Origin of the sequence: Catenibacterium sp. co_0103, from assembly GCF_004168205.1 — a bacterium.
Lineage (GTDB): Bacteria > Bacillota_I > Bacilli_A > Erysipelotrichales > Coprobacillaceae > Catenibacterium > Catenibacterium mitsuoka_A.
The window spans coordinates 66973-87788 of sequence record NZ_RCYB01000001.1; the positions used below are offsets into that span (position 1 = coordinate 66973).

Here is a 20816-nt window from a genome sequence, read left to right on the forward strand (position 1 = left end):
AATTACAACTCCAAACTATCATTACCGGCTTCAGCCATCATTTTTTCTCTACAAGATAGAACTAATCCATCAATAATTTCCATATGTTCAACCATCTGTCTTCTAAACAAATGTGTAGGAAGCAATATCGCAATTTCATCATAGTCTTTATCATTCTTCTCTCCTGTTTCCTGTCCATAATAGACACGAGCAAGAGGTGCTTCTTTTTGAATACTTAAGAATGTATCCCAGATGATTGCATAAACCTGCGCAGTTGTTAGATGAAGCTTCTTAGTATCAGGAAGTGCATAAAGAAGTAAGATGCCTCTGACTGCATCTGTCTTTCTCTGGTCTACTGAACCGTCATGTTTATAATAACGTTCTATATCATAGCCATCAGCCAGATAAACAAGGGAACGGGGAACAGGCTGATGTTGTGAAAGGATACTTTTAAATCGTCTCATCGTATGGTGTGAGACATCCTTTCCTTCTAGCAGGTCTCCAGAAGGTGATGTAAGTAGCACTGGATTTTCTCCTGCTTTGCCATGAAATGTTTGAGGAATCAAATATGCATCACGTAATAAATCAAACATAGATTTACCACATATAGCGAGTAATAATGCACTAATATCCTGATTTGAATAACTATCTAGAACGACTTTTGAAAAGGTCTCATTGTTTAATTCTTCTGATCCCTGAAAGTCTTCTAGACTTGAATTGAATGTTTCTCTTAGTCTTGCACAAGCTTCTTTACTTGCGAGTATTTTGTGAAATATGTTCTCTACTTCTTGAACACGTGGAAATAATGGTGTCATAGTTTTAACCTCCATCCACTTGTGATTATAGACTTTCTATATCATATGTAAAATGTATCTTTCAGATATTGACAATATATTTATTACATGACAAAAAAGTGATTCGCAACCGAATCACTTGTAATAGTCTTTTGTATATTGAGACATTTCCTGTTTAAATAAACGCATAAGTATAGGTGCACAAAGTAAATAAAAGACAAAATTACCTACTGCATGGAATGTATCAAATAAGAGCCCCTGGGCATAATAGATACCAAACCAGACAGGACCACCAATAATTAATTGTTCGAGTGAGACAACAAAACCAAAGACATAACCCATTAAAAAGGCATAAAGAGCCATAAGAAGTAATGGGGGTTCTTTATTTATTTTCTTATAGAAGTCACTGATACATTGAGTGAATAAACAGATGACTACCCATGAGAGAATCTGAAAGATTGTCCATGTCCCCATACCTAGAATCATATTGGATGCAATAGTTGTTACTACTGTGAGTTTAATTCCAAATGATAAGCCAAATAAGAGTACAGATATAATAATGATAGATGTAACAGGTTTAAAGTTAGGAAGTGCCTGTAAGGCAACTCTAGAGGCAATATTGACTGCAGAGAGAATACCTATCAAACATATTTCTCTTGTCTTATTGTTCAATGTTGGCATAATACCAGATGACTTGATCTCCTGCTTTTAACCTATAAGCTCCTGCCCCAATATTTGGTGGTGTACCATTCACCTTATACATCCATCCAGAACTTGGTCCATGATCAAATTCCTTTAATCCATCTATACCTGATACATAAACAGTAGAACCAAACCCTTTTGTAGAGATACTCTTACCATTCTGTTTCGCAAGTTCTCTTAATACACTATAAGCTGTAGAAGAACTATTCACTTCTATATTCCCCTGCATCATTGTGCTATTTACTCCAATCACCTGTACTGAAACTGTTTGTTTTATAGGTGTTTCCTGTTTAGGTGGTTCTACCTGTTGAGGCGCAGAGGTTTCTTGTTTACTAGAAGAATTATTTGTTTCTATCTTCTTTATCTCTTGTTTAGTAGAAGAAGATTTTGTTTCTGTTTTCTTTATTTCCTGCTTCTTAGTCTCTTGTTTACTAGAAGAATCAGATGATTTTATATCAGTCTTCTTTGATTCTTCTTGTGACTCTATTTGTTTTGTCTCTTCTTTTTTGGAAATATCTTTCTTCTTTATGCTACTTTTTACTTCATTACTAATAGTAGGTTGAGACTGGAATTGTCCAGTTATACCGCGATAAGCTGTAAAGCCAAATATAAAGACAAAAGCGATTGCGACAAAGGCAATCGCTAATTGTTTAGTTGTGAATTTCTTCATTATTTCTTTTTACTTTTAATGACTAATACGATTACACCCACAGCTGCGATAGCTGCAACTACATATGCCATCACATTTGTGTTATCACCTGTATTGACTACTTTTACTGTTTCCTTCTTTGGTTCAGTTGTAGTTGTTTCTGGCTTTACAGCTGGTGTAGTTGTACTAGGTGTTGTAGGTTTTTCAGGTTCAGTCACTACTGGTGTAGTAGTCTTTGTATAGTCTTTTCTAGCTTTTAATACAAAGCTTCCGTTATTGATTACACCAAGTGCTCTTGCACCCTCTACTGATGCATAAGCATTTGGTTCTAACTGGAATGTGTTGTAGTTTAATGCATTGAATGTACCATCTTCATTCTGATAAGAAAGTAAATAGTTATATGCATTTGTATCTAATGTATAACCTGCAGTAGATAACCCTTCTAATACGCAAGACTGAGTATCCGCATTTCCACCCCAGCCAATATCATAAGAACCATCTGCACTATTTAACTTAGACTGTACAAAAGTATATGCTTTTGAGATAGCTGCATCATAAGTAGAACGTCCTGCAACACTTAATGCTTCCATAGCCCATCCAGTTGTATCTAGATCTGCATTTGGTCCCTGATATTCATACCAGTAAGCACCATTGGCCATAGCCATAGTAGATAACTTATCTGCAACAGCTTTTACCTTAGGTGAGTTTACTGTTTCTAAAGCCATTAATGTCCAAATAGTAGCCCCACATCCACCATTTACATCATTTGTAAGAGTACCATCTTCCTGTACTCTATTTTCTAAGATTTCTACTAAGTTAGTCTTATTGAAATCTTTTGGATTTTCACCTAATAAAGAAATTGCGATAATAGACTTAGCTAAATCACCATAAGAAGCAGTAATATAATCTGTTTCCTTGAAGTTATTTAATAAAGCATCAGCCTTATAATCAGCTTCCATACCTGTAGCTTCATACGCAATAACTGCATCAGGGCTATCTAATGCGATAGTTTTTAAATAGTTCTGTGATTTAAGAAATGCATCATCATTCGCAAAAGCTGCTGAGAATGATAACGCAAATGTTAAAGCGATAGAAGTTAATACTGTAAATATTCTTTTCATTCCTATTCTCCTCCAAATACTTTATCCGCAAAACGCACTGTTTCCATTGCGTCTTTCGCATAACAATCTGCACCGATACGATCTGCATATTCCTGAGTCATAACGGCTCCACCTACAACTGTAAGTGTATCAGGCTTCTTTTCCTTCAACAATTTAATAGTATCTTCCATACTCACTACTGTTGTTGTCATTAAAGCACTGAGTCCTACTAATTTTACATCTTCTTTTATTGCAGTATCTACAATGAGTTCAGGTGGTACATCTTTACCAAGATCAATGACATCATAGCCATAGTTTTCTAACATAACCTTCACGATATTCTTTCCAATATCATGAATATCACCTTTGACTGTCGCAATGATGATTTTTCCTTTCATTTCTCTTGGTTTACCTGCCATAGAGTCTTTAATGACTGCAAATGCAGCCTTAGCTGCTTCAGCACTCATTAATAACTGAGGTAAGAAGATAGTGCCTTTTTCAAATCCTTTCCCTACCTCATCAAGGGCAGGAATCAATTCTTCATTAATAATTTCTAGTCCTTCTTTAGTTTCAAGCTGTTTTTGAGTGGCTTTACCTGCATTTTCACTCATACCACGCTTAATACTTTCATATAAAGACATATCAACCGCTTCACTCTTTACAGGAGCTGGTGCACTATTACCATAGGCGCTAATATATTCTGTAAAGTTTGTATCAAGCCCACTTAAGGCAAGATAGGCACGATATGATTTCATCATTGCTTCTGATGAAGGATTGATGATTGCACAGCTGAGTCCTGACTGCATTGCCATAGTAAAGAAGTTCGCATTAATGATTGGTCTTTGTGGAAGACCAAAAGAGATATTAGAAACACCTAGAATAGAATGTCCATGTAATTCATCTCTAATAATACGTAATGTTTCTAATGTCGCAATGGCAGAAGTAGGATCTGATGAAATAGTCATAGCAAGTCCATCGATTACGATATCCTTAGGTTCAATACCATATTTACTTGCTTCTTTATAGATCTTCTTCGCAATACGAATACGATCTGTCGCATTATCTGGAATACCTTCTTCATCTAAGGCAAGTCCTACAACCACACCACCATATTTCTTTACTAATGGGAATACAGCATCCATGGATTCCTGTTTACCATTAACTGAGTTAATCATAGCCTTACCGTTATAGTGTCTTAAGGCTGCTTCTAAGGCGATTGGATCTGATGTATCAATCTGTAATGGCAATGCAATGACAGACTGCAACTTCTTCATGACTTCTACCATCATCTTAGGTTCATCAATTTCTGGTAGACCTACATTGACATCTAGAATATGTGCCCCTGCATCTTCCTGTTTTAAACCTTCAGATAAGATATAGTTAATATCTCCATCACGTAAGGCCTGTTTGAATTTCTTCTTACCAGTTGGGTTAATACGTTCCCCAATAATAACTGGTTTAGGACCTATTTCTACAGCCTGTGAGAAAGAAGTCACAACAGAGATATTCTTCTTTACAGGTGGTTCAATAGGCAGGTCTTTCACTAATTCTATTGTTTTTGAGAGATATTCTGGTGTAGTTCCACAACATCCTCCTAGTACATGCACATTCAATGAGGCAATCTCTTTCATCTCTGATGCGAATTCATCTGCATTCATATCATAATATGTATGACCTTCATCATCAGTCTGAGGTAAACCAGCATTAGGTGTCACAATAATAGGTGTAGAAGAAACTTTAATCATTCTTTCTACAAAAGGTTTAATTTGTGTTGGACCTAATGAACAGTTAATACCCAATGCATCAATATGTAACCCTTCAAGTACGGCGACAACTGATTCTGGTGTACCACCTGTCAACATCTTACCTTTTTCATCAAATACAACAGTCGCACATACAGGTAAATGTGAATGTTCCTTAGCGGCTAGTACTGCAGCTTTTAATTCATAGCTATCCTGCATTGTTTCAATAAGGATGACATCAGCACCCGCTTTAGTTCCATATTCAATGACTTCAGCATAAATATCTACAGCATCATCAAATGATAAATCTCCTAGTGGTTCTAAGAGCTTACCTGTAGGACCTAAATCAAGCGCAATCAGGGCATCCCCGCGCCCTGTAAGTTCTCTTGCCTTTTTTGCATGTTCTACTGCTTTTGTGACTATTTCTTCTAGATTATCTGGATATTTTAATCTATTGGCACCAAATGTATTGGTGTTGATAATATCACATCCTGCTTCTAGATAACCTTTATTTAATTCAACAATCTTTTCTGGATGGTTGATATTCCATGTTTCAGGTAGTTCACCCGCTTGTAAACCCCAGCTTTGAAGTACTGAACCAGTACCACCATCCCAGAATAACCATTCTTTTGTAAGTCTTTCTTTAAATCCCATTACTTGACCCTCCTGAATTCACATTGTGCAGGACAATTGGCACAATCCTTCGTATGACGAGGCTGTGCATGATGTGTAATACCAATGATCGCCGTCACTGATTTGGATGGGACCATTAAGAGACTTTCTAATAAACTGATACCAATCTTATCCATCTGTAATATACGCATAAAATCTTTCTGATGATCTAATGCAAGATCTCCATAACCAGGTGAAAAGCGTGGCTTTAAGAATTCATTATTCTTATATGCCTGCTGATTAAGTTCTTCATTCACTTCATCACAATAAGCTTCTATCATAGCAGCTCCTGCTGCCTGATAGATCACTGCATCACTCATCTTAGTAAGTTCTTTACGTTTAATCAAACGATCGACTTCTATACCTATAGTAGCCGCAAAGAGATAAACTGCATGACAGCCTTTTAAGTTATTCTCTAAGTTTTTACTATGTATCACCATATCACCAATTGTGATTGTATGATTCTCTATTGTGAGAGGTAATCTTTTCACAATATGACGTGGTACAGCTGTTTTCTGTAATACTTCGATACAATGATCAAGTGCACTATTGATTTCAGTAAGATCACCTTCAATGGATTGACGGTATCCTAAGTATCGTAAAGCTTCTTTACGATTGATTTCTATCATTTAAGAATCTCCGAAATATTGTTCATGATGCCTTCGGCGATGTCTGGTTTATTCATTGTATAAACATGAATATGTTTTACACCATTCGCAATTAAATCAATAATCTGTTCAGATGCATAAATAATACCAGCCTGCTTCATGATTTCAGGATTATCACCAAATGCATCCACCATCATCTTGAAATGATAAGGAATAATAGATGTACCTGACATCTGTACAGCACGACTGACCTGTTTCGCATTAGTAATAGGCATAATACCAGCGACTACAGGTACATTAATACCAGCTTCCTTGATCTTATAATACCAGCTTCCTTGATCTTATATAAGAAGTTATAGAAAACATTGTTGTCAAAAAACATCTGAGTTGTTAAGAAATCTGCACCTGCTTCTACTTTTTCTTTTAGATGCTGGATATCTTCCTTAATGCTAGGTGATTCTACATGTCCTTCTGGATAACATGCTGCCCCAATACAGAAATCACCTTTCTCTTTAAGTTTCTTGATTAACTGACAGGCATACTGATAGTCTTCTCCCACTTGACCATCCTTAGGAATATCTCCTCTTAATGCCATGATGTTTTCAATACCATTTTCTTTAAACTGTTCAACCATGGACTCTACATGTTCTCTTGTAGAAGAAACACATGTCAAATGAGCCATGACTTCAACACCATATTTCTCATGAATATCTTTCGCAAGCGCAACAGTATGTGCACTTGTTCCTCCACCTGCACCATAAGTCACAGACATGAAACTTGGATTTAAAGATGCAATCTTTTCTGCAGCCTTTAAGACATTTTCATATTTACTGCTTGTCTTAGGTGGAAATACTTCAAAAGATAAAGTTGCTTTATCTTCGTTTAATAAATCAATTATTTTCATTGATGTTATCCCCCCTTTTTTTCATATTCTACATTATTTTTTTATTAAGAACTAGTATGTGTTTTATAATATTGTTTCAAAACTGAATCTAAGAACTCCGTAGATGCTGAAACATAATAAGGCTCCATACCACTCACAATAGTTAACATTCCATCAGTATATTTCATTTGTGGCTTCTTAAACATATGATTAACATATGCAAAGAACTTCTGTCCATCTAAATCTTCTAAGAAGACTTTAGAGAAACGTATTTCTAGTCCCTGGCTGCTATCTTTCACATCATCAATAAGTGGATCATGTGAAAGGATATCAAATCTTCTCTTGACTACAATATTACGTACCTGTGATGGAAGAACACCATAAAGGTCAGTGAGTTCATGTTCTACACGTTTCAATGTTTCTAAGTCATTGGCTTTATAGACACGCTGATATAGTTCTAACTTTTCCATATCACTTTCTACATAATCTTCAGGAATATAACCATCTACAGGGACATTACGTGATGGTACAGTTTCATCCTCTTTAATCTTACCCTGCTTTTCTTCAATCGCATCCTGTAAGATCTTCATATACATATCAAAACCGACTTGATCAATAAATCCTGCCTGTTCACCACCAAGAATATCACCGCTACCACGAATAGATAAATCTCTCATTGCAATCTTATAACCAGAACCTAATTGTGTGAATTCCTTAATAGCTGTAAGTCTCTTTTGAGCTTCTTCTGTCATCGCACGATCTTTTGTATAAAGAAGATAAGCATATGCAATACGTTCACTTCTTCCTACTCTACCTTTGATCTGATAAAGCTGTGCTAAACCAAACTTATCCGCATTCTCAATAATAATTGTATTCGCATTAGGTATATCAATACCTGTCTCAATAATAGTTGTACATACAAGAATATCGTATTTCTTTTGTACAAAGTCAGTCATGACATCTTCTAGATCATTCTTATCCATTTGACCATGTCCTACACCAATGCGGGCATTAGGTAAAAGTGTCTGCAATGTAGAGGCTGTTTCATAGATGTTTTCTGTTCTATTGTGTAAATAGAAAACCTGTCCATTACGTGATAATTCTCTTTCAATAACCTGTTTAATTAACGCCCAGCTCTTTTCTGAGACATATGTCTGTACAGGGAGTCTATTTAATGGTGGTGTTTCTATTTGTGAGAGTCCTCTAATACCCATGATGGACATTTGTAATGTACGAGGAATAGGTGTAGCAGTTAAAGTGAGTACATCAATTGTTTTTCTTAGATTCTTAATCTTCTCTTTCTGTCTTACACCAAAACGCTGTTCTTCATCGATACAAAGTAATCCTAGATCCTTGAACTCAACATCCTTAGATAAAATACGATGTGTACCGACTAATAAATCAATATTACCTTCCTTTAAATCAGCTAATATCTGTTTCTTTTCTTTAGTAGTCGTGAAACGATTGAGTAACGCAATATTCACAGGGAACTTCTCAAAACGCTTCTGCATTGTACGATAATGTTGTGCTGAAAGAATTGTAGTAGGACATAGGAAAGCACATTGTTTCTTAGATACAACCGCTTTAAAGCAGGCTCTTAAAGCCACTTCTGTTTTACCAAAGCCTACATCACCACATAATAATCTATCCATAGGACGTGGTGTTTCCATGTCCTTCTTGATTTCTTCTACAGCCTGCGCCTGGTCTGGAGTGAGTTCATAACCAAATTCACTTTCAAACTCTAATTGAAGATCCCCATCAGGTTCAAACGCAAATCCTGGCTGTTTCATTCTTTCTGCATATAAGTTAATGAGATCATCAGCTAAACCATCTACCTTCTGTCTGACTCTTGCTTTTTCTTTAGCCCATTTAGGTGAACCTAAAGCATGAATATGAGGTGGTTTACCATCTCTTGATGAATATTTTCTAATTAACTGGAACTGTTCTACCGGTACATAAAGAATATCATTTCCTTTATAGGCAATATGTAAATAATCCTTATGTACACCATCTACAACTAATGTTTCAATACCCATATATTGTCCAATACCATTTGTATCATGAACAACATAGTCTCCTACTTTTAATTCATTATAGTCTGAGATTTTAGTGGCATCTCTATATTTAATATATTTCTTTTTTGTTTCTTGTACTTTAAAGAGTTCCTGACTTGTGAGTAATACAGTCTTCTCTTCTACAAAGTTCATTCCACAAGGTAAATGTCCTAAGAATAGATTAACCCCATCATAAATCTTATTTGTGGCACTTGTGAGAGTAAATGGAATGGCATGATCAGTAAATAGGTTTATTAATATATCTATCTGACGCTTTTCATCTACACCAATCATGACACGATTATATGTAAGTAAGTCCTTTAATTGACTAATAAAGACTTTTTCATTAGCCATAGAGATCATCACAGGCTGAGTCATAAACATGATTTGTTTATCATTTTCTCTAAAGCGTACTAAATCAACATCAGGATGTTTTAAAATATCCTGAGGGTTATTAATAAGCTTAATTCCTCTGATCATCTGTCCTATTTCTTCTAGTTCATGATAATAGAGGTAGTTCTCTTCCATATAAGTCTTATAAGAAGCAAGAATAGAAGCAAGAGATGCAGCAATAATAGTATAATCACTTGCATAATCTATAATTGTGGCAGTTTGAGGGAATAAACTTAAATATTGATAAATACGTGGACTATAGTCATGTGTTTTGAGTGATTCAATATCTAATGCATATGTTTCTTCAAGTTCATCCTTGAATTCATCTTTGATCTTCGTCTTCTCTTTTAAAGCCTTGATAGAAGCTTCTACTTGTGATAAACCATCATCCTCATACATCATATCTGTAGCTGGAAGAATATCGATAGATTCTTTTCTTTCTGTTCTTCTTTGTGAGTCTTTATCATAAAAAGAGATTTCTTCTATCTCATCATCAAAGAATTCAATACGTACTGGATGTTCATACTGAATTGTATAAACATCTAGCACTTCACCTCTTCTAGAGTAATAGAAAGGTGAATCTACTCTTTGGGCATTCTTATAGCCAATAGACTGTAGTTTCTTCTTTAATTCTAAAGGATCAACTGTATCACCCTTCTTTAAACTTATAATACTCTTTTTAAAGAGTTCTACAGGTGTCACATAACGTGTCATTGAATGCATATGACAAACACAGATCATTGGTTTATCTTGTGTCATCGCATATAATGCATTAATTCTTTCTCCTAATAGTTCATAAGAATACGCCACTGATTCTACACGTAATGATTCATCTGCAGGAAAATAGACAACTTGATTCACAAGTTCAGTTAATGTTTTATAGAGGTTAAATGCCTCATATTGGTTATTTTTAATAATCAGGATTTTTCTTGGATGATGCCAAAAAGAACCAGCAATGAGATAAGCCTCATCGCTAGTTGAGTTTGTGACAATAGTTCCTTTGTCTGTATCTAAGGTTCTTAGGGCCTGATTATCTTTTAAAAGATTCAGTATTTTTTCCATAACAATCACCTAGTTAAATTTATTCATTGCTTTATTAAAACCATCATCTAAATAACATAATACAGCTTCTGCTGCATGTTTAGCACCTTCTGATATAAGCTTTTCTTCTTCTTTAGAGTAGTGTCCAAGTACCCAGTCTACAACACTATAAAGCTTATTCTTTGAAATACCTACACGAATACGCTTGAAGTTCTGAGTCCCTACATGAGCAATAATACTCTTGATCCCATTATGTCCACCTGCACTGCCTTTTTCTCTTAAACGTAGTTTACCAGTAGGCATATCCATATCATCATAAATAACTAATAGATCTTCAACAGGAATCTTGAAGAACTGCATTACTGCCGCAACAGATTCACCAGAATTATTCATATAAGTCTGAGGTTTTAATAAAATAACATCTTCACCCTTATACTTGAATTTAGTATATAAGCCTTTGAACTTTTCTTTATCAATAGATTGATTCATTTCATCACTTAATACATCTAAACAATAAAATCCTGTATTATGTCTTGTCATATCATATTCTTTACCAGGATTTCCTAATCCAACAATTAATTTCATTACAATCTCCTATCTTGCACATACGACCATGGATACACCAAATACATTGAGTTGTCCATTTTCTATTCTTTCATTTGACATACTATATAATATCTTAAAATCATCTTCAATACCAATAGTAATGACATCATATGAAGGATTAAAGTAAATCTTAAATTCTTTATAATCTCCTTCATCCTGAGTGAGATGATATTCTACCATACGATAGTAGATATTGTTGATAAATACATGCTGATGCATATCTTCATAGTCATAATATCTAAAGCACTTGTTGTGTTTTCTTAGATCAATAAAGAACTTTACAGCCTGAACAACATTCATATATTCGTCATGACGTTCCCAGTCTAGTTTATTAACTGCATCACCCGCATTATAAGAATTCTGATTACCATTCTTAGTACCTAAAAATTCCTGTCCGGCATGAATAAAAGGAACCCCTTGCGCAAAAATTGTCATCGCAAGAGTTAATAAACATCTCTTTTGGCGACAATATTCATCTTCATGTCCATTGGAAATAATAAATTTATCAAATACAGTCGCATTATCATGACATTCTGTATAGTTAATGCTCTGTTCTATAGATAAGAACTTATTGTAGTCACACATCGCAATAATGGCTTCATTTGTCTTATAAGTATCCCCTGATGTATAGCCTTTGACTTCCATCTGATTAGGTCCCTTGACTGTATCTCTGAAATGATCATTAAAGAAACCTACATGAGGTGTTTTATGGTTATTTTCAATTGTTGTCTTTTCTGAATCGGGTAATGCAGTGCCCATATTCCAACCTTCACCATATAACATAAAAGAAGAATCTAAAGCATGGCCCTGTTCATAAATCATATTCACTGTATCATTATCCACAATACCCATCAAATCCATTCTAAAGCCATCTACACCATAAAGAACCTGCCATCTCTTACACATATCTAAGATATATTTACGGCACATCTTTGCGGTACTATTTAAATCATTACCACACCATGAACCATTAGATAACTCCCCATTTTCATCTCTTCTAAAGAAATAATAAGGCACTGTCTTCTCTAATGAATTATTATTCACATCATGCATATGATTATAGACTACATCTAGAATAACTCTCATATTATGCTTATGAATACAGCGTACCATACGCTGACATTCTAATATTCTCTTATAGCCATCATTTGGATCAGTAATATAACTTCCTTCAGGTACATTATATTGTGCTGGATCATAACCCCAGTTATAGAGTAAATCTGGATGATCTTCATCTACTGTTGCATAATCATTGATTGGTAAAAGCTGTACATGTGTGACACCAAGCATATCTAAATAGTCCATACCTGATGAAAAACCATTCTTAGTCACTGTACCTTCTTCACAGAATCCTAAGAACTTGCCTTTATGTGTAATCTGTCCATATTTATCAATAGAGAAGTCTCTGACACCTACTTCATAAATAACTGCATCTGTCGTATGTTTTAGTTCTGTCAAAGGATAATCTACTCTTCTAACTTTATCCAAATCAATGACTACTGAACTATGCATATTAGCTGTACAAGAATAAGCATATGGATCAGCTGTTTCTATTGATTGTTCATTCATTCCAATAATATAAACATATTCATAACCATCTAGATTTTTCTTAATAGTTGTACTATAGACACCCTTATCTCCTCTTTCTAAAGGATAATAATGAACTTCTTCATCTTTCCAGATTTTTAATACAACTTCCGTAGAAAGAGGTGACCAGACCTTGAATGTCGTTTTTTCTTTTGTATAATGACTGCCTAAATCATCACCATCATAATAAAAATGATCATCAAAATCTTTACTCATAGAAAGCTGACTAAAATCTAAAAAACAAGCTAAACCATAATTATCAAACACTTTATATCTTGTACCTACAGAAAAGTCTGTATGCAAAAGATACGACTGGAATCCATTTTCTTTCTCAGTCGCTTCGCCTTTAAGTATCTTAACTTCACTTGTATCTAAATTCTTTAAATAATACTGACTTGAAATTCCGTTATAATAATTTAATGATAAATCAACTTTGATTAAATCAAAGTCAATCGCATAAGCATACATACGAATCGATTCTCTTTGCATGTCTACATCCCACCCTTTTCTCCCCCTTATTCTATCATAAAAACAGGATAAGAAAAGCGAGTATCTAAATTTGAAAAAGAAAGCCATATATCATTAAAAAAAGACTTAACGTAATCGTTAAGCCTTTGAGTCTTTATTCTTCTTCAGACATCATTGAATCTAATACTTCCTGTACAAATGCATATTCTTCTTCTGTTTCAATAGGAAGAATATTATCTGCATCTTCAGGATCTACCTGTGAAGCATAGATATTCAACTGATCATCTTCATCTGAACTGTTATCTGTATAGATGATATATTCTTTACCTGTTGCGTCATCTGTGAATCCTAAAATGACTTCACAAGTTACTTCTTCACAATCTACGTCTAGTACGAATGTATCTTTCATTAGATTTTCACCCTATTTAAATGCCAGATATCCTTTACATAGTCTTCAATAGTTCTATCACTTGAGAAATGACCACTCTTTGCGATATTAGCTAAGCAGATCTTAGACCAGTTAGCACGGTCCTGATATAAGTTATTGATCTTTTCCTGTGCAAGTCTATAGCTTTCAAAGTCCTTTAATAAGAAGTATTCATCATTTCTAGCCATTAATTCATCAAAGATAATCTTGAATTCTTCTCTTGAAGTGTTCCAAGTACCATCTACTAATGAATCAATAACCTTCTTGATGTTTGGATTATTGTTATATTCATTCCAAGAGCTATAAGAACCACTTGCCTTTAAGTCATTGACTTCATTATCCTTCATACCAAAGATAACTACGTTATCATCACCAACTAATTCCGCAATTTCTACATTGGCACCATCTAATGTACCAAGTGTTAAAGCACCATTCATCATGAACTTCATGTTAGAAGTACCACTTGCTTCCTTACCAGCAGTAGAAATCTGTTCAGATACATCTGCAGCAGGAATAATCTTTTCCGCAATAGTAACACCATAGTTTTCAATAAATACAACCTTTAAGTATTTATTAGTTTCTGGGTCACTGTTTACCTTATCAGCTACGCTGTTAATTAGCTTAATAATCTTCTTAGCTAAATAGTAAGAAGGAGCAGCTTTTGCACCAAAGATATAAGTATGTGGATAAATTCTGAAGCTGCTATCTTCTTTCATTCTCTGATATAAATAGATAATATGCATGACATTTAATAACTGTCTCTTATATGCATGTAATCTCTTAACCTGAATATCAAAGATAGAATTAACATCTACATCAATACCATTATGTTCCTTAATGTAATCTGCAAGAATCTGTTTTCTCTGCTGTTTTACATTATAGAACTTACTCTGAGTAATTGAATCAGTTACATAAGGAGCTAACTTTTCTAAATCATCTGGTCTATGCATCCAGCTATCACCGATTGATTCATTAATTAATGAAGTTAACTGTGGGTTACAATATGCAAGCCATCTTCTATGAGTGACACCATTTGTTTTATTGTTGAACTTGTTAGGATATAAAGTATCGAAATCCTTCATTTCTCTTTCTTTTAAGATATCAGAGTGAAGCTGTGCTACACCATTGACACTAAATGAACCAGCAATCGCAAGTCTAGCCATATGTACCTGACCATCTTTAATAATCATAACTCTCTGTAATAGTTCGTTATCATTTTCAGTCTGCTGTTTTACGAAACCAATGAAACGTCTATTGATTTCTTCGATGATCTGATAAACTCTTGGTAATAAGTCTCTCATCATATCAACAGGCCATTTTTCTAATGCTTCAGCAAGGATTGTATGGTTTGTATATGCGCAGGTCTTACATACGAGATTCCATGCATCATCCCATTCCATTCCATAATCATCAATAAATACACGCATTAATTCAGGAATAACTAATACTGGATGTGTATCATTTAACTGAATAACGTTCTTTTCATGGAAGTTAGTTAAATCAGGATATACTCTTAAATGAGCACGAATAATAGAATTTAAACCAGCACATACAAAGAAATACTGCTGTTTTAAACGTAATACTCTACCAGCATGTGTAGAATCATCAGGATATAATGTCTGGCAGATATCATTCACTTCCTGTGCATACTGACGGAAATCTTTATTTGTAGGAATGTTTTCGCTAGGTTCAGCTTTCCATAATCTTAATGTATTAGTCACCTTAGTATCATTACCAACAATTGGCATATCATAAGGTACAGCACGTACTGCTTCATAATCTACATGCTTCCATCCACCAGTTGCATCATCCCAGATTACTTTACCCCAGAATTTAACTTCTGTTGCATGCTTAGGTTTTCTTACTTCCCACATATTGCCTAAACGTAACCACTGGTCTGGTACTTCTACCTGGTATCCATTTTCAATCTTCTGTTTGAAGAATCCATAGTCATAACGAATAGTATTACCGAAAGCTGGATAAGATAAAGAAGCTAAAGAATCCATAAAGCAGGCAGCAAGACGACCTAAACCACCATTACCTAAACCAGCATCAGATTCTAATTCTTCTAGGTCATGGATATTAATACCATAATCAGCAAGACCTTCTTTTGCAGTTTCATAAATACCTAAGTTCATCATATTGTTGACTAATAGACGACCAACTAAGAACTCCATAGAGAAATAGTGAACCTGTTTCTGCTGCTTAGCCTGAACTGCCATCTTTGTCATAGCCCAGTTAACAGATGCATAGTCACGAACCATAGTTTCAAGAACCATGAACTTTTCTGTTAAATGTGCTTCTTCTACTGTACGACCATATGATTCAATGATTCGCTTAGAAAATTCATACTTAAATTCTTCTTTTGTATTAAACATTTACTACTTTCCTTCCTTTACAACACTTTTCTTTGTCTTCTTTGGAGAAGACGCTTTTTTAGCTGGCTTATGATATTCAAATACCACCGCGCTAAATGGCGCTAATTTCACATGAATACTCTGTGCTTCATTGAGACAAGTACCTTTCTTTGATCTTAAAGCACGTGTATTTGTGTAATTAGAACCGTTATAACTATCTTTATCTGTATTCAAGATTTCTTTATAGCTTCCAGCAAACGGTACTGGTACAGCATAATTATCATGACTATTACCAATAAAGTTAGCTACTATAACTAAACAGTTGCCTTTCTTATCAAATCGAGCATATGAGAATACACTCTGATTATGATCATCTACAACCAGCCATTTAAATCCTTCTGGATCATAATCCATACTATAAAGAGCTGGATGTTCTTCAACCATCTTATTTAAATCCTGCATAAAATGATGGAAAGAATCATGCTGTGGATATTCTAAGATATTCCAAGCCAATGCTTTTCTTTCATCCCATTCCTTGTATTCACCTAATTCATTACCCATGAAATTAAGTTTCTTACCAGGATGAGTCATCATATATGTATATAAAGCTTTTGCCTGTGCGAACTTCTCTCCATCAAGTCCCCACATCTTATTTAAAATAGTTGCTTTACCATGAACCACTTCATCATGTGAGAATGGTAAAATAAATCTTTCTGAATAGAAATACATCATTGAGAAAGTTAATAAATTATGATCATATTGACGATAAACTGGATCTTCTTTGAAATACTTCAATGTATCATTCATCCAGCCCATATCCCACTTATAATCAAATCCTAAACCACCATCCTTAACTGGTTTAGTAACATATGGGAAATCAGTTGAGTCTTCTGCAATAGTCATTAATGCAGGATATCTTTCATGAATCTGTTCATTCATAGTCTTTAAGAACTCTAAAGCCCCATTATTTGTACCAAAGTCTTTATTACCTTTCCAGTAAATAAGGTTGCTGACAGCATCAAAACGAATACCATCAATATGGAATTCTTCTGCCCAAAAATGAACAGCACTCTTTAAGAATGAACGTACAGTATCTTTTGTCACATCAAAATATACTGAATCCCATTCAGAATAACGGTTATTCACATCTGCATATTCATAAACCCAGCCTCCATCAAACTGATAAAGACCATGTCCATCTTTTACAAAATGAGCAGGTACAAAGTCCATAATGACACCTATACCTTCTTTATGACACGCATTAATGAAATCCTTTAACTGTTTTGGCTGTCCATAACGACTTGTCGCACTAAAGTAACCTGTTGCCTGATATCCCCAAGAACCATCAAATGGGAACTCATTTAAAGGCATTACTTCAATATGTGTATAGCCCATCTTCTTTACATAAGGAATGATTTCATCAATCATTTCTTCATATGAATAAAATTCTCCATCAGATGTATCTGTAAATTCCTTTTTCATCTTCCAAGAACCAAGATTCGCTTCATAAATATTCATGTTACGATCATAGTTATTAGAACGTGACTTCATCCATCTAGAATCATGCCAGCGATAACCATCTAAATTATATACCTTAGATGCTGTACCTGGTCTAATTTCACTGAAAAAGGCATATGGATCTGCACGATCAACAATAGCTCCAGAAGGTGTTTCAATTCTATATTTATAAAGGTCATACTGCTTTAACCCTTCAATATAGAGAGTCCACACGCCTCCATCATTATATCTCTCCATATAATGTTGTGTTCCGTCCCAGTCATTAAAATTACCTACAACCTGAACACTTCTTGCATGTGGTGCATATACTGTAAAGCGAACGCCCTTTTTATCCGGATGAGCACCGAATACCTTATATGCTTCTAAACACTTTCCTTCAAAAAACAATTTTATCAAGAAATTATCTAACATACCTATATGTCTCCCTTCATAAACTTTATTATACAATAAATATGACCAAACTTCATTCATTTCAGACAACATAGGCAAAAAAATGTAAACGTTTACTTAATTGTAATGTCTTGAATATTATTTAATACGATAGAAACTGTTCCATCAGGGTTTTCTTTCTTTTCAAAAGTAGAGCCATTCACATATTCATCTACTGGCATAGTTATCTGAATATCCTCATCAAGAGTAATCTTAACAACCTCTACAGAACGTCCTAATGCATTTAAAGAAATTGTATCATCCTCACCAATCCCAAGATCCTTCAACATTGTTTCTGATTCTTCCTGAGCCTGATAATCTCTTTCCATGACCTTACGAACTACTTCTATTGGTTTAACAAGTTCACCCATCTGTGTTCTTTCTAATATTTCCTGTTTTACAAGTGGAAGTGCTTCTTTATCATTCACATGATAAATATCATCAATCTTATTCACTACTTTCTTCATAGTAGAAATCTTCTGACGATCAGTGAGTTTTTCTTCTCCCTTGATCCATTGACTATTAAGGTAAGTATCCATCTTGCCATCAATGAGATACTTCTTTTCAATAAGAGATATCTTCTTATGATCTGTATCTATAATAATCGCTTCATCAACAGCTGTACCAATCTGAGGAAGAACCTGTCTTCTTGTAATACGGACATTTTCCTCTTCTACAAGAGATACAGAATTATATTTATAATTAAGCTTTAAAGCGGCAATCATATGTACACCATCACGATAACAATCCACATATAAAATATTACTATTAGGCATTTCTTCAATCACTGAACCTAATGCAAAGAACTTTTCACTAATTTCTTTTGCCTGTTTCTTGAATTCTTCATCATCTTCTAGCATCTTATCTGCACGAAGTAATAATTCATGAAGTGAAGGCACAACAAGCTCTTTAATAGCTGGACTGTATAAAGCTTTTTCTACTTTTTTATGATAATATTCCTGAGTTGTATCATTTAATTCACAGAAATCTTCACTTAAATATATCTTACGATGCTCAAAATCAAGCATATGCATCATGATTTTATTAATAATAATAGTGTTCATTTAAATTCTCCTTTCACGTGTGTCATTATAGCAAATTTCTTCTATTCCTCAACCTTTTCTTATTTAATTTCTAGTAACAATACCCCTAATTTTGTGGTACTATTTCCTTAGGTGATTATAATGGACAACAAAAATTTCAATTTTCCAGATGACAAGATTTTCCAATATATTACATATGGTATTGTCTTAGCTTTTATTCTTTTTAATTTAGACTCAGTATGGGACTTCTTCCTTAATGCATTAGGGCTTGCAAGACCATTCTATATTGCGATAGTAATCGCATTTGTGATCAATATTCCAATGAAACTAGTAGAGAAGTTACTTGTGAAAGCAAGAGAACAATTGATGAAGAAAAAACCTAACTTAAAGCTTCCTCAATTCTTAACAGAGGGAACTCGTGGTATTGCGATGGTTATCACTATTATATGTTTACTATTAATATTAGTGATGTTCTTCTCATTCATTATTCCTAGAATTGGAGAAAGCTTCTCACTCTTATTCTCTAACTTAGATAATTATGCAAGAAGACTTGCTGTCTATATTACTTCTATATGTACAAAATTTAATATTGATTATTCAGTAACAGTAGATGAAGTACAGAAATGGTTTGCCTCTATTGATTTAAGTACAATTCTTGCGACTGCAGGTAATTTCTTAGGTAATCCTCATTTTAAAACAACAGAATTTGTATCAAATATTGGTGGTTCATTCATTACTGCCATCACTTCATTCTTTATGGCTCTCTATCTTCTTGCAAATAAAGAGAAACATCTTGAACAAGGTAGAAAACTCATTGCATATATATTAGGTCATAAACGTGCAGGCGTCGCTTTTGATATCATGAGTGAAGCCAATCATTACTTTAATAGTTTTGTGACAGGACAGATGTTAGAAGCAATATGTTTTATGTTAGAGGTTTATATTGCGATGCGTTTATTTAGAATGCCTTTCCCTGAATTAATTGCGATTATGGCTTTCTTATTTAGCTTTGTCCCAATGTTTGGTAATTTCATTACCTTCTTTGCGGGACTCATCTTAGTGGCTGCAGCACAGAGTAAGAGCATGTTCGCTTTTGCGATTATTTATCTTTGCTTACAGCAGTTTGAAGGTAATTTTGTATATCCTAAGATTGTAGGTAAATCTGTAGGTATAAGTGGTTTATTTGTCTTATTAGGTATTACTATATTTGGTAATCTATGGGGTGTTGTTGGTGTACTTATTGGTGTACCACTTACTGCTTTGATCTATGCTGTATTCTCTAGAATTATTAATATAGGACTCTATCAGAAACATATAGAAGTCACATACAATAACCTCTATAAACTAGATGAAAATGGAAATAGAATAGATAATAAAGTAAAACCAAAAAAGGACCCTTCTATTTAATCGGGATCCACATATTATGCCAGTTGAAATATTCTTCTTATGGTTTCCACATAAAACAATCTGAGTAAAGATGTCACCATCTAACTCTAGATTGTTTTTTTCATTTATTTCTCCATTTCCCCGCGCCTTCGTTGCGCGGACACAAATATATAACCAAACTCAAATCCACCAAAACTATAATGTGCCTCTCGATATAATAGTATAATCAAAGAGAGGTGGTATACTACAGAGCACGTGAAGGTGAGTAGGCAATTCTGCTCAAATAGAATATCCTGAATTTTTATAAGTCGCCGCTATCTTTTCAAGCACAAATAAGTTGGACTTAGAGCCAGGACACTTATGATTGTACAATCAACT

The 20816-nt window shown here is 34.3% G+C and carries 16 protein-coding genes; 1 reads left to right on the forward strand and 15 read right to left on the reverse strand.

The window, feature by feature from the left end; all coding sequences use genetic code 11:
• Positions 1-2 precede the first annotated feature (2 nt).
• The 15 genes from EAI80_RS00385 to EAI80_RS00450 all read right to left on the reverse strand — a co-directional run bounded on the left by EAI80_RS00385 (position 3) and on the right by EAI80_RS00450 (position 19073).
• Entirely contained in the window at positions 3-794 is a 792-nt protein-coding gene (locus EAI80_RS00385) for a DUF4866 domain-containing protein (RefSeq protein ID WP_238634314.1), read from the reverse strand.
• 114 nt (positions 795-908) lie between these two features.
• The gene (locus EAI80_RS00390) at positions 909-1454 is read right to left on the reverse strand and encodes a hypothetical protein (protein WP_129980497.1); all 546 of its coding nucleotides are present in this window, start codon (positions 1452-1454) and stop codon (positions 909-911) included.
• Positions 1435-2145, reverse strand: coding sequence for a DUF4430 domain-containing protein (locus EAI80_RS00395; RefSeq protein WP_129980498.1), 711 nt, complete (start codon positions 2143-2145; stop codon positions 1435-1437). Before EAI80_RS00395 ends, EAI80_RS00390 begins: the two co-directional genes overlap by 20 nt.
• Positions 2145-3245: a prenyltransferase/squalene oxidase repeat-containing protein gene (locus tag EAI80_RS00400; protein WP_129980499.1), complete on the reverse strand. Its 1101-nt coding sequence runs from the start codon at positions 3243-3245 to the stop codon at positions 2145-2147. The genes EAI80_RS00395 and EAI80_RS00400 overlap by 1 nt, the downstream gene beginning before the upstream one ends.
• Before the next feature lie 2 nt (positions 3246-3247).
• The gene (locus EAI80_RS00405) at positions 3248-5620 is read right to left on the reverse strand and encodes a homocysteine S-methyltransferase family protein (RefSeq protein WP_129980500.1); all 2373 of its coding nucleotides are present in this window, start codon (positions 5618-5620) and stop codon (positions 3248-3250) included.
• Positions 5620-6267: a vitamin B12 dependent-methionine synthase activation domain-containing protein gene (locus EAI80_RS00410; protein ID WP_129980501.1), complete on the reverse strand. Its 648-nt coding sequence runs from the start codon at positions 6265-6267 to the stop codon at positions 5620-5622. The genes EAI80_RS00405 and EAI80_RS00410 overlap by 1 nt, the downstream gene beginning before the upstream one ends.
• Positions 6264-6521: a methylenetetrahydrofolate reductase gene (locus EAI80_RS13690; protein WP_238634316.1), complete on the reverse strand. Its 258-nt coding sequence runs from the start codon at positions 6519-6521 to the stop codon at positions 6264-6266. The genes EAI80_RS00410 and EAI80_RS13690 overlap by 4 nt, the downstream gene beginning before the upstream one ends.
• Before the next feature lie 11 nt (positions 6522-6532).
• On the reverse strand, positions 6533-7150 hold the full coding sequence (locus EAI80_RS00415) for a methylenetetrahydrofolate reductase (RefSeq protein ID WP_238634318.1): 618 nt from the start codon (positions 7148-7150) through the stop codon (positions 6533-6535).
• Between the two features lie 44 nt (positions 7151-7194).
• A complete protein-coding gene (mfd, locus tag EAI80_RS00420) occupies positions 7195-10638 on the reverse strand; it encodes a transcription-repair coupling factor (protein ID WP_192923981.1) in 3444 nt (1147 codons plus the stop codon).
• A gap of 9 nt (positions 10639-10647) precedes the next feature.
• Positions 10648-11202, reverse strand: a complete 555-nt coding sequence (gene pth / locus EAI80_RS00425; RefSeq protein ID WP_117459473.1) for an aminoacyl-tRNA hydrolase — start codon at positions 11200-11202, stop codon at positions 10648-10650.
• 9 nt (positions 11203-11211) lie between these two features.
• Entirely contained in the window at positions 11212-13299 is a 2088-nt protein-coding gene (pulA, locus tag EAI80_RS00430; RefSeq protein ID WP_129980503.1) for a type I pullulanase, read from the reverse strand.
• 133 nt (positions 13300-13432) lie between these two features.
• Positions 13433-13687 (reverse strand): DUF1292 domain-containing protein, encoded by a 255-nt coding sequence (locus EAI80_RS00435; protein WP_129980504.1) that lies wholly within the window; start codon positions 13685-13687, stop codon positions 13433-13435.
• Complete coding sequence (locus EAI80_RS00440; protein ID WP_129980505.1) at positions 13687-16083, reverse strand: glycogen/starch/alpha-glucan phosphorylase; 2397 nt, start codon at positions 16081-16083, stop codon at positions 13687-13689. The genes EAI80_RS00435 and EAI80_RS00440 overlap by 1 nt, the downstream gene beginning before the upstream one ends.
• 3 nt (positions 16084-16086) lie before the next feature.
• Positions 16087-17991 (reverse strand): 1,4-alpha-glucan branching protein GlgB, encoded by a 1905-nt coding sequence (gene glgB / locus EAI80_RS00445; RefSeq protein ID WP_129980506.1) that lies wholly within the window; start codon positions 17989-17991, stop codon positions 16087-16089.
• Between the two features lie 92 nt (positions 17992-18083).
• Positions 18084-19073 (reverse strand): nucleoid-associated protein, encoded by a 990-nt coding sequence (locus EAI80_RS00450; RefSeq protein ID WP_117459632.1) that lies wholly within the window; start codon positions 19071-19073, stop codon positions 18084-18086.
• Positions 19074-19193: 120 nt separating this feature from the next.
• Between EAI80_RS00450 and EAI80_RS00455 the strand changes: the two genes are divergently transcribed.
• Positions 19194-20459 carry an AI-2E family transporter gene (locus EAI80_RS00455; RefSeq protein WP_129980507.1) on the forward strand — a complete coding sequence of 422 codons (1266 nt, stop codon included), beginning with the start codon at positions 19194-19196 and terminating at the stop codon, positions 20457-20459.
• The last annotated feature ends 357 nt before the right edge of the window (positions 20460-20816 follow it).